Annotated in this window: 10 protein-coding genes and 1 pseudogene; 7 read left to right on the top strand and 4 right to left on the bottom strand. The window is 41.4% G+C overall.

Features of this window, described 5'->3' with window-relative positions; all coding sequences use genetic code 11:
- The first annotated feature begins 8 nt into the window (after positions 1–8).
- From FR932_RS12200 to FR932_RS12190, 3 genes and pseudogenes are all read left to right on the top strand, one after another.
- Entirely contained in the window at positions 9–275 is a 267-nt protein-coding gene (locus FR932_RS12200) for a BrnT family toxin (RefSeq protein WP_019443015.1), read from the top strand.
- Positions 262–498 carry a type II toxin-antitoxin system BrnA family antitoxin gene (gene brnA, locus FR932_RS12195; protein ID WP_019443014.1) on the top strand — a complete coding sequence of 79 codons (237 nt, stop codon included), beginning with the start codon at positions 262–264 and terminating at the stop codon, positions 496–498. The genes FR932_RS12200 and brnA overlap by 14 nt, the downstream gene beginning before the upstream one ends.
- Before the next feature lie 477 nt (positions 499–975).
- Positions 976–2263: pseudogene (locus FR932_RS12190) on the top strand (helix-turn-helix domain-containing protein).
- 180 nt (positions 2264–2443) lie between these two features.
- Here the strand turns inward: FR932_RS12190 and FR932_RS12185 are convergent.
- The 4 genes from FR932_RS12185 to FR932_RS12170 all read right to left on the bottom strand — a co-directional run bounded on the left by FR932_RS12185 (position 2444) and on the right by FR932_RS12170 (position 7254).
- Complete coding sequence (locus FR932_RS12185; protein ID WP_151676834.1) at positions 2444–2698, bottom strand: hypothetical protein; 255 nt, start codon at positions 2696–2698, stop codon at positions 2444–2446.
- A 205-nt stretch (positions 2699–2903) separates the two neighbouring features.
- Positions 2904–5297, bottom strand: coding sequence for an alpha-glucosidase (ygjK, locus tag FR932_RS12180; protein WP_019443010.1), 2394 nt, complete (start codon positions 5295–5297; stop codon positions 2904–2906).
- A 15-nt stretch (positions 5298–5312) separates the two neighbouring features.
- Entirely contained in the window at positions 5313–6401 is a 1089-nt protein-coding gene (gene ygjJ / locus FR932_RS12175) for a protein YgjJ (protein ID WP_019443009.1), read from the bottom strand.
- Between the two features lie 550 nt (positions 6402–6951).
- Positions 6952–7254 carry a DUF496 family protein gene (locus FR932_RS12170; protein WP_026032257.1) on the bottom strand — a complete coding sequence of 101 codons (303 nt, stop codon included), beginning with the start codon at positions 7252–7254 and terminating at the stop codon, positions 6952–6954.
- Positions 7255–7478: 224 nt separating this feature from the next.
- Here FR932_RS12170 and FR932_RS12165 point away from each other — a divergent pair, with 224 nt between their 5' ends.
- From FR932_RS12165 to FR932_RS12150, 4 genes are read left to right on the top strand one after another with little or no spacing between them, the layout of a single operon-like run.
- Positions 7479–8057 carry a VOC family protein gene (locus FR932_RS12165; RefSeq protein ID WP_019443007.1) on the top strand — a complete coding sequence of 193 codons (579 nt, stop codon included), beginning with the start codon at positions 7479–7481 and terminating at the stop codon, positions 8055–8057.
- A 56-nt stretch (positions 8058–8113) separates the two neighbouring features.
- Positions 8114–10015 (top strand): ABC transporter ATP-binding protein, encoded by a 1902-nt coding sequence (locus FR932_RS12160; RefSeq protein ID WP_019443006.1) that lies wholly within the window; start codon positions 8114–8116, stop codon positions 10013–10015.
- Between the two features lie 19 nt (positions 10016–10034).
- Positions 10035–10445, top strand: coding sequence for a peptide-methionine (R)-S-oxide reductase MsrB (gene msrB, locus FR932_RS12155; RefSeq protein WP_019443005.1), 411 nt, complete (start codon positions 10035–10037; stop codon positions 10443–10445).
- Entirely contained in the window at positions 10435–11964 is a 1530-nt protein-coding gene (locus FR932_RS12150; RefSeq protein ID WP_019443004.1) for a protein adenylyltransferase SelO, read from the top strand. The genes msrB and FR932_RS12150 overlap by 11 nt, the downstream gene beginning before the upstream one ends.
- Positions 11965–12132 lie beyond the last annotated feature (168 nt).

The raw sequence follows: 12132 nt of genomic DNA, 5'->3' as shown, positions 1-12132 counted from the left end.
TTTATACCATGAATAATTTTGAATATGATCCAAATAAAAGCCAAGCCAATTTCGATAAACATGGTATCGATTTTGACGATGCAAAATCGCTATGGAATGATCCTAATTTAATAGAGATCCCAGCAAACACAAGTGATGAAGCTCGCTTTGTAATTATTGCATTCCATAATGGCAAACACTGGTCAGCTGTAATAACGTATAGAAATAATAATATTCGTATAATTTCAGTTAGACGTTCAAGAAAAAATGAGGTGACATTTTATGAAAGCTTCTAATTTTGATAAGAAATTTGATGAAGGGAATGATGTACTCGCTGATCTAGATTTATCACAAGCAAAGCGAACGACACAAATAACAAAAAGAGTTAATGTTGATTTCCCTGAGTGGATGATCGATTCACTAGATCGCGAAGCAAGTCGAGTTGGCGTAACGAGGCAATCAATTATAAAAGTTTGGCTAGCAGAGCGTATAGAAAACCTGAATCACCATAATTTTTAATATCTCCGCATTAAGAGCTGTTCGCTTCGTGAAATATAGCTAACTAACTCCCAGCAAAAATTATTCTAGGCGCGTAGTTAGTCGAAATAGATATTACTAGGTAATATCTATTTCATACCCCGATCATGCGTTGTTAAACTTCTCTGCGCATAACGCATGTTATGTGAAACCTAAATAAGTAAGTAGTTCGCGAGGTCAATCTAGCGAACGACTTACTCTATATAGATTCAACATACAGTAAGATAATCCCACCAACTAAATTTCATCAATTCAGACCCTATTTAATATATAGTACGCTATGCCACTTGCTCTCTAAATTTTATCAATTAGGGTGCTATTTAACATATTGTACCTAACACGCATAACTAATGTAGGTCCTCAGTAGAGATGTCATGTTTGGCACCATCAGAAATGTCATGTTGAACTATCTTCAAAGCATCTTTTTAGATGCTTTGGACTCACATGATGTTACTCACTATGACTGATAATGAAATACACAAAATTAGCACCATCAAAAACGTTATTGATAAACTCATTTCGGGTGTCGAAGCCGCTTCTATTCTTGATCTCTGCCCGCGGCAAATATATCGACTGACTAAAGCATATTTAAAACATGGTCCAGAAGGTTTAATATCGCATAAACGTGGCAGGCCAAGTAATAACCAGCACAAATATCAATTCAAACGAACTGTCTTGGATCTGATTACCGCTAACTATCGTGATTTTGGTCCTACGTTGGCTCATGAGAAGCTTGTTGAATTACATGATATCTCTCTTGGCTTAGAGACATTACGCCGCTGGATGATTGCTGATGGCCTCTGGAAACCTCATTTTCAACGCAAACCTCAAGTCTATCAACCTCGCTATCGTCGTGACTGTCTAGGTGAACTGATACAAATTGACGGCCCTCATCATGATTGGTTTGAAGGACGCAGCGATAAGTGCTGCTTACTTGTTTATATTGATGACGCGACGAGTAAATTGATGAGTTTGAAATTTACAAATTCAGAAACAAGCCGTATTTAAAGTGAATAGTCGAGATGCTAAAACCGCTAAAACCGCTAAAATAACGCAATTTGGTCGTGCGCTTAAAGATTTAAACATCGAATTAATATGTGCAAACAGTTCGCAAGCTAAAGGCCGCGTTGAACGAGCTAATAAAACGTTACAAGACCGGTTGATTAAAGAAATGCGGCTTAAAGGCATTGATAATATGACCGATGCAAACCGATGGTTACCCGAATTTATTGATGATTTTAATCGTCGATTTGCCAAGCCCCCTATTTGCACTAAAGATATGCATCGACCTATTCATGAAGACGAATACGATGAATTAGATGACATTTTTTCTTGGCAAGACACAAGGAAGCTATCAAATTCACTGACGATCCAATACGATAAAGTACTTTATATGATTGAGTCTACCGAGGAAAATAACAGGTTAACACGTGAAACGGTTCAAGTTCTTGATTATCCAGATGGTACAATTGCTATTCGTTATGGTGACCGCGTTTTGCGTTACCAGATATTTGATAAGCTTCAAAAAATAGATCAAGGTCAAGTCGTTGATAACAAAAGGCTTGGAGCCGTACTTAAATTAGCTCAGGTAGAACATCAAAAATTAGATGCTGAAGATAAACGTTCTCGTAGTAAGAAAGCGCCGAAGCGCTCAGCACAACAGCGAGCTCTGGAGCAGCTGAGAGCAATCAACCCGGTGCTTGCTAACCCTCATGAGCTTAGAGCCTGCACTTCAAGTAAGGCATGAATAATTTGATTTATTGCTAAGTATTATCTATTTTAAAATAACACCAAAAGCGACATTTCTACTGGTGGCAAGACATGACATTTCAACTGGGGTTTAACAACTAATGTAGGTGTTAACCCAATATAGTAATGTCACATATCCCCAACTTAGAGATGTCACATTCTGATAGGATCTGTTCCATTAATAATCCTCTTCAGAGCTATGTGTCATGCTATTTGCTATGAGCCAAAAAGAATTAAATCGTGTTGATGTTATTCGTGACGTTTGTGAAAAGCGTTTAACCCAAGTAAATGGGGTTTTGTGCCCATCAATGGCATTCCAAGCGGAAAAGGTCATGGTCATGACAATACCGGCAAGGGCGAGAAACATAAATGGACTTTCTTGAGAAGGTAGTTTAGATCGTGCTTTAGAGAATACTGTGGATTGCGCTTTCATTACATCGACTGCTAATTAACTGAGGGACAGTTAGACTAGCATTGTTAGCGGGTAAATAAAAAGGCCATCACCTTGTAGTGATGACCTTTATTATTGTAATAGCCTAGGGTAACCAACTGTTAATAAAACGCTATTTTAGCTTGTTAGTTATGTACCTGTGCTTTATCTACTTTACTTTGTTTACGTTATTAAGTTAGTTTCCTCGTTATTTCGTTTCTTCAGTAAAGAAGTCGTTATACAACATGTATAGGTGCGCGGCACTCCACGAGAAGTTTGGCGCGCCTTGTTGTTCACCTGTTAGCGGATTGTAGTTCTCACGAATTGGACCGTCTTGCACTAGGCCATCGGCGTTATCAAAGAAAGCCGTTGCCATTTCGACAGCATCTTCACGGTAACCATATTGCTCCATGCCTTTTAGGCCGAAGTAGAATTGGTCAACCCATACACGTCCACGCCAGTAAATGTCAGGACCAAAAGCAGGGCTTGAGATCGCGGCAGTACCAAGGGGTACGTAAGTATTGAACTCGCTGGTATCCTTCATTACTTTAACGACAGCATCTGCGTTGTCTTGTGTTGCAGCGCCATTGAATAGTGGTGACCAACCTTCAGGGCCTTTACCACGTTCAACGATAGGGCTACCTGCACAACCGTTCGCCAGTTGCTTGTCTTCAATACGAATATCGTAGAAGAAACCAGTGCTTTCATCAAACATACAAGTATTGATATAAGTCGCTAAGTTATCCGCTTTGCCACGGAATTCTTTCGCTTCATCATCTTTACCTAACATGTCAGCCATTTGTGCTAAGTATTTATTGTCGCTATACATGTAGCTTGCTTGGTCAACAGACTCTTGTAATAACGAGTAACCAAGTAAGGTGCCATCTTCAGCGCGGTTTTGTGCAAATGCCACATCCCAGTCACTGCGTTTACCACCGTTAGCGACGTAAGAATCTAGCTGGTCTTTATCGATAAAACCGAATGCGGCAGCGTCATCACGACCGGATTCCCAAGACACCGCTGTTTGCGCTGGTACTTCGATATGATCAAAGTTACCTTCAGCCAGGATCTTGTTGTACTTCTCGATACCCGCATAAGTCGTTTCTTTGCCATCACGTTTAACCGTGAATAACATGTTACCGTCTACATCATTGTGAGCTTTATCGCGCGCTGCACCGTATTCAGGTACACCATTGCCATTGTTATCACGGTTGCGTAACCACCAGTTATGATAAGCGACTAATTTAGGATACATTTCTTCTATCCATGCTTTGTCTTCAGTGGTTTTATACACTTCCATCACAGCCCAAGCCGCTAGACTTGGTTTGGTATTACGTTCGTTCCAGTTACCACCGTCACCGCCACGTTCAGGGCTAGTGTTATAAGCCAGTAAATCTGGTACATAACCCGCATCCCATGGACGCACTGAATCGTTAGCTTGGATTTGATAAGCGAACATCGCACGGATGTTATCTTTCGCTACGTCAGGGTTAAAGTGTGCCATTGCATAGGCTTGTTTCCACGTATCCCACGGCCAAGTTTGGTTGCCCGAGAACCAACGTGCAGTTACTGATGGAGTAACCGAGTCAAACTTCATTGCACCAGCGACACCACGCCAGTTACCGTTTAAGGTTTCCATCGCTTTTACTGCTACACGCTCTTGTGCTGGCGTTGCGTGCGTATTGGTTAAACCGCTGTCTAAATAACCTTCCCAACGTTGTTCTGACGCATTTAAGTATTCGGTCGGGTTAGCGAGTATTGCTTTAATATTTGCTTGTTCAGCCTGATTTTCTTCAGCTGTTAGCACATGCGAATAAGTTGTATAGAAGGTTGTTGAACCTGCAATACTCGCTTTAGAGGTAAACTTATGCTCATCAATCACAGTCTCCATCGGAATTGATTTATGGATCTGATATTCAGAATCACCCGATGTCAGTAATGACCATGTCGCACGTACTTTACCAAAGGTAACCGTTAAGCCGTCGTCTGTTGCGACAAGCGCACGGTCGTAATCAGGATAGGCTTGGTCGATAGTTTTATCTGATTGTGATTTACCTTCTTTCGCGTGGTTCTTCTCAAGTAATTCACCATCCCAAACTAATTCAACCGGTGATGCTGACGTTACTTTTGTTTCTAGTAATGATGTTCTGTTTGATGCAAAACGTAATGTTAGCTCAACTGTTACATCAGCAGATGTTAACTTCTGTACCAGAGCGCCCGGTAAGCTGTAGGCTTCCATAGTGAAGGCTACTTTTTTACCGTCTTTGAACACGCTTAAGCGGTCAAAGTTGTTCGACATAAAGTTAATGTACTCTTCCGTTAACAGCGCCGTGCCAGGGAAACCACCCATGCCTTCGTCGTTGTCTGGTAGCAAATGGCCATGCCACGCGCCAAGGTCGAAGAATGGGTTAAAGCGTTGGTGGTCATCAAAATCGTAATCGCGCATGTATTCTGGTGAGCCAGAGCGGTCGATAACGTTTTTGAACTCTGTGGCTTTTAACTCATTCGTTGTTGAAAAAATTGATGACGGCGTTGTGGTGCAACCTGTCGTTAATACTGCAGCGCCAATCGCTAGCGCAATAAGTGATTTATTCAGTGTCATTATCTTAATTCCTTATTACCAGTAGAAGTACTGCATGATAAATACTTGGTTGTCTGAGTCTGAAGTGTCGTTACTTAAGTAAAATTTGCTGTCCATTGCGGTTGCGAATTTACCACCGCCATATTCCCACCATACGCCTGCATTGACGTAAGAAGTCACTTCATCTTCCGCTGTTTCTAGTTCGTTATTAGCATAGTTGTAACCAGCAGATAGGTATACGCCTTGGCTTGCTTCATACCAAGTACTGGCCATGAAACCTGTTTCAGTGCCTTCGCTTGTGTCAGTACCTTGGTCGGTGTGATGCCATACACGCGCGGCAACATTTTTGTATTCCGCACCCACTAATACCATTTCACCCGCACCATCAGTGACTTCTGCGCCACCTAATAATGTGAGGTCTTCTAATAGATCATATTGCACATAACCATTGGCCATTGCGGCGTAAGTATATTTGTCGGCGTAGCGGTCGTATTTACCAAAATTAACCAGTGCATCATCTTCATCAAACTTGCCTTCTGGCGCAGCAGAGACGCTATAGCGTAATTTACCTTCGAGGTTTTGTACTTTAACGGCTAAGTTGAGATCACGTGTATTTGGTACGGTATAACCATACTCAACTGTCGCATCGCCCCACCATTGAACATCATCTAAAGAGGAATCGTTACGACCGACAATGATTTCTGTTTTGTCATCTGTACGGTAACCAACGTAAGCACGGTTAACACCGCCTTCGAAACCGCCCCAACCATGTCCTGTAGCCCATGGATTACCCTCGCCATCGACTTGTACAGTCCAACCTTCTGCGTATAGCAAACCAAACCAGTTGCCCATTTCCATTTCTAGGCCAGCTTCAATATAAGTACCATCGCTGTAGCGGCCTTTGTCATCACCTTCTAGTGCTGAGTGGCCACCGACACCGAGTTCACCGTAAAAGTTAAAACTTGGTTCATTTGTTGTGGTCGGTTCATTTATTGCAGCTGCTTTACTTATTTCAGCAGGCTGATTTTGACTATGTGCTGGCGAAGTGATTTCTTCTGCATTGGCATATAGCGCTGTAAAAATGCAACTAGTAACAATCGTTAGTTTAGTAAAAATTGTTTTCATTTTATTTGTCTCTGTTTATTGGCAAGGGGGGAATAAACACAGGGCTGCTAAGTTGATTACCTTGTGAATTCAAATGCAGTCTACAGTCAATCTTGGGTTTTACTAATAAAGTTTTACTAAAGTGTGATCTGTTTTAGTAAAGTTACACTAGGTTACAATTGGGCTAAATGAAGGGGGTTTTAGAGTCGTGCGAAGGTTATATCGGTTGATCGATAAGCGACTAGAATGATCAAAAGGCGTGTTTATCTGCAGACGAAGCGATCTGGTAAGCTACATATTAATAGCTAAGATATTGGTCTTTAAAGGAATGTAATAGGGCCGGAAAGTAAAACTGGAGAGGGTATTAAGATAAAACACCAAACCGAGCAAGCGTACTTGTGTCTCTGGTGCTTATCTTAATGTTGATATCCGCTTTTTATGTTTTATAACTTTTTTATAAAGGTGCTTTATAAAAAGCCATCTATAAAAAGTTATTTAGGCGCGAATTATCGTGTAGGTGTATAGCGTTCGATTTCTTTTTATATTCTAATCTTTGATTCAATTGAATGAATTATTTTGTGCTAACCGCTTTCGTGATCGCTTTAATTTTTTTGCTGATTTCACGGCGTTCTTTAGATAATTCAGCACCTGTGATGATGTGGTCATCAACACGATCTTCATAATCAGATTTCATGTTCGCAATGATTTCAACAATTTCTGCTTGAGTCATTTCTGGAGAAAGGTAATCAAGTAGATTATCAAGTAGATCAACACGTTTTTGGTTATCACGGATCTTCTTCGCGTTATCTAGGATTTCACGTTTTAGCTTGTTTTTACGACGAGCACTTTTTACTGCATCAAAAGCATTATTCATTAGTACACCCATATAGTCTGAAAGTTAAGAGATGTTATTCAAAGAAATCCTCTTTAATTTAGCAGGATAATGTCCTAAAAGCTCTGTGTTTTTGAGCTAATAAGCGTTGAGTTGCAAATTTTTGCACTAAATCAACAATGGTTATTTTATAAACCACGGAGTAAAAATAACCATTGTGGTATCATTAACAGACTTAGATTCAAATATTAATTGAAGGAATTACCATGCAATATCAACACTTAACTCAACAGTGGTCAAGCTTCTCTAATGCGATCTTAGCCTTTGCTGAGCAGCTTGGATTACGCCAACAAGCAAATTTAAAATCGGATGTGTTATGGTGCGATCATGTGGCGTTACGCGTGAATGATATTGTCCTTGCGGAGTCGTTATTAGCTGAATTTAAACAACGTGGTGAAGTGATTTCTGACAGTATCGTCAACGGTCGGGCTATTTATATTATCGTCTTAGATGAGCCGTTAACCTTAGGTGATTGGCAAATTGATTGTGTGGAACTGCCGTTACCAGCGAAACACTACCCACAACAGGGTTGGGAACATATTGAACTGGTGTTACCAGGTAATGCCACGAGTATGGACGAATTAGACTACGCATTGCGTTTAATTAATCCTAACATTGATACAGTACTAACGAATGACAGCAGTATTCAAGTTAAGCGTTCAGCGCCACACGTGGAAGGTGAGCAATTAGCCAATCCGACTATCGCTTTTAAACAGGGTGATATCTGCATTAAGCTGCACAGTGCAGGCATTAAAGCTGTTGTTGCGAGTGAATCTACGGCATAATATTGTAATTGATAATCATTCGTAACAACTTAAGGGTGACGTGGTTTTAGAGCATTATGATAAAAACAACTTCTCAATCTCAACAGCAAGACGATCTAAAAGATCCGCAACAAGCGCAATCATCAACACGCGCGTCTGACCAAGATACTTCACCGCGTAATCTAAGACATCGAGGCAATAGGATTAGCTGGAAGTTGATCCGTGAACGGGTATTACGCCACAAGAAACCTTTGATCAGCGCGTATATTATTGCGGTATTTGCCACTTTAGTCAGTGTGCCAATTCCGTTGATGATGCCTTTACTGGTGGATGAGGTGTTGTTGGAGAAACCCGGCGCTGCAGTGCAAGCAATGCAGAATATGTTTCCAGAATCATGGTGGGGACCACAGTTATATATTTTAGCTATTCTTGGTTTTGTGGTGTGTTTGCGTCTATCCAGCCTTGTTTTGTCAGTTTGGCAAGCAAGGCAATTTACCATTATCGGTAAGCATTTAAGTTTCTACATTCGTGATAAATTGATGCACCATTTACCCTTGGTATCATTAACTGAATATGAAACTCAGGGGTCTGGTGCGATCAGCTCCCGTTGTATCACTGATGTGGAAACAATCGACAAATTCCTGGCCGAAACCTTGTCTAAGTTTCTGGTGAGTATGTTGACGATCCTTGGTACTGCGGCTATTTTGTTATGGATTGATTGGCAGTTAGGGCTGATTATCTTATTGCTGAATCCAGCAGTTATTTACTTTTCTCGCTCATTCGGCAAGCGAGTTAAAAACTTAAAAACCCGTGAAAATGCGGCGTTTGAAGCCTTCCAAGAAGCCTTGATTGATACCTTAGATGCAATCCAGCAGTTACGTACAGCGCAACGTGAAAAACAATATTTTAGTCGTGTTATTGATGCTGCTGGTGAATTACGTGATAGCGCGATCCAGTCACAATGGAAAACCGATGCGGTTAATCGTCTAAGCTTTACGATCTTTTTGATTGGTTTTGAAGTGTTCCGTGCGATTGCCATGTTAATGGTGGTGTTTGCTGATTTAACGATTGGTCAGATCTTCGCGGTATTTGGTTATCTGTGGTTTATGATGGGACCAGTGCAGGAACTGTTAAGCATTCAATATACTTATTTTGCCGCATCAGCAGCATTGAAACGTTTAAACAGTGTATTTGAATTAACCCAAGAGCCACAACATCCGTGTGTCGTAGATCCGTTTGCGAGTCAAGACGGCGTCAGTGTTGAGTTTAAAGATGTGTGTTTCGCGTATAATGCAGAAAACAAAGTCATCCGTAATGTAAACTTAACCATACCGAAAGGTAAAAAAGTAGCCATTGTGGCCGTCAGTGGTGGTGGTAAATCAACATTAGTGCAGCTGTTATTAGGGCTATATGAGAAACAGCAAGGCGAGATCTTAATTAATGATGTACCGCTGAATCAAGTTGGTTATGATAAAATACGTGAGAACATTGCCACGGTATTACAGCAGCCTATCTTGTTTAATACTTCCATTCGTGAGAATTTGTCTATGGGTCATCAATTTAGCGATGATGAACTGTGGAAAGCGCTGCAAGTTGCCGAAATGGCTGACACAATTCAACAACTGGGCCATGGATTAGAGACCTTAGTCGGACGTAATGGTGTACGTCTTTCTGGTGGTCAACGTCAGCGTTTAGCGATTGCTAGAATGGTATTAAGTAAACCACAAATGGTGGTGTTTGATGAAGCGACATCGGCACTCGATACCGAAACTGAAAGTCGTTTACATCATAATCTGAGTGAATTTTTACAAGACAGAACGACATTAATTATTGCCCATAGACTCAGCGCTATTAAACAGGCCGATTTGATCTATGTGCTCGACGATGGCGAAATTAGCCAGTCAGGACAACATCATGAATTATTACAGGTTGAAGGGCTTTATCAAACGTTGTACGGCCGCTTACAATCAACTCATTAACCGTGAGGAGTATCAGCTTATGGACAAAAACAGTATGAACAAAGACATGACTAAAACAGACGCCGAGTGGCAAGCACAATTAACCGATGAAGAGTTTTACGTATGCCGTAAAAAAGGTACTGAACATCCGTACACGGGCACGTTACTGAACAATAACGCTGTTGGCGTATACAAGTGTAAGTGCTGCGGTAGCGAGTTATTTACTAGCGACAGTAAGTTTAATTCGGGTTGCGGTTGGCCAAGTTTTGATAAAGAGATCAAAGATGGCGCGGTTATCTATACCGAAGACAACAGCTTAGCGATGCAACGCATTGAAGTGACGTGCAGTCACTGTGATTCGCATTTAGGCCATGTATTTCCTGATGGCCCAACAGAAACAGGTCAGCGTTTTTGTATTAACTCTATTTCGATGGAATTTGATGAAAAATAATAATCGGCTAAGCAGTATCGATGCACTTGTATGCGATAACCATTATACGAGCTTACCTGCGCATTTTTATAATAAACAAATGCCAGATGGGATCTGTGATCCGAAAATGGTCAGCCTCAATCCACACGTTATGGCGTTATTGGGATTAGCGGACGTAGTTGCTGACAGTGATGCATTGCTGCAATTATGTTCGGGTAATTATCTGCCGAACGGTTTTGAACCACTGGCAATGAAATACACGGGTCATCAGTTTGGTCACTATAACCCTGATTTAGGCGATGGTCGTGGGTTATTGTTAGCACAGGTAAAAACGGCTGAACATGTCGATATTAATGGCAGCAATAGCCATACTTGGGATCTGCATTTAAAAGGTGCTGGCCGTACGCCTTACAGCCGTCAAGGTGATGGTCGTGCGGTATTACGTTCAAGTATTCGAGAGTATCTCTGTAGCGCTGCAATGCAAGGTCTTGGTATTCCAACGACGCAAGCATTAAGCGTGGTGGTCGGCAGTGATACTGTGATGCGTGAGCAAGTTGAACAAGCGGCGATGGTCGTTCGTGTGGCTGAATCTCATGTGCGCTTTGGTCACTTCGAGCACTTTTATTATAGCCAGCGTTTAGACGATTTAAAGTTGATGCTGGATTACACGTTGACGAATCATTTCCCAGAGGCGCTCGATGCCGAAGTACCTTACCTCGCGTTTTATAAACAAGTGGTGACGACAACAGCAGAGTTGATGGCACATTGGCAAGCCGTTGGTTTTGTGCACGGGGTGATGAATACCGATAACATGTCGATCTTAGGTCAAACCTTTGATTATGGTCCGTTTGCGTTTCAGGATAATTTCGATCCTGGCTATGTTTGTAACCACACCGACTATTCAGGCCGTTATGCCTTTAATCAGCAGCCACAGGTAGGTTATTGGAACTTAATGGCGTTAGGTCGTTCGTTAACACCGTTTATAGATATCGCGCCGTTGAATGAAATATTGAAAACCTATGATGATATTTTCTTGGCTAAGTTACGTCAGTTAATGCGCGCTAAATTGGGCTTACAGCAAGTGCAAGATGGCGATGGTGAGTTGATTAAAAACCTATTAGAAATATTAGCCGGTAGCAGTGTGGATTACAGCCACTTCTTCCGTATGTTAGGTGATTTTGATAGCTCTGAGGCTGCTGTAAAGAGTGCTGAAGGCGTGGTAAATACAGCGATACGTGATCAGTTTATCGACCGTGAAGCGTTTGATGGCTGGGCTGTGCAATATCAACAGCGTTTAGCGTTAGAATCAAGTGCTGATGAGGCACGTAAAATACGTATGAATCAAACGAACCCTAAGTATATTTTACGCAATTACTTAGCCCAGCAAGCAATTGAACAAGCAACTGATTATGATTACAGCTTAGTTAATGAATTAATGGCTGTGTTAGCTGACCCGTTTGCCGAACATTCTGAATTTGAAAAGCTCGCTGCATTACCACCTGAGTGGGGACGTAAAATGGTACTGAGCTGTTCTTCATAGTTGTAATAATGACTGCCGATATGCTCGTATTGGCAGTACTAACCTCACTGTACTTCCCCGGTATTGCGTTATTATTGTCCACATAGCTTTCGTTTAAATTATGAAACGAAAGAAAAGAGCCCTACATTACTAGGTGGTTGTCACAACTCAACCTTCGCTTTCATTGCA

The sequence above is a fragment of the Moritella marina ATCC 15381 genome (genome assembly GCF_008931805.1).
Taxonomy (GTDB): domain Bacteria; phylum Pseudomonadota; class Gammaproteobacteria; order Enterobacterales; family Moritellaceae; genus Moritella; species Moritella marina.
The sequence above is the reverse complement of the archived record's forward strand: the minus strand, read 5'-3'. Positions and strand labels throughout refer to the sequence as shown.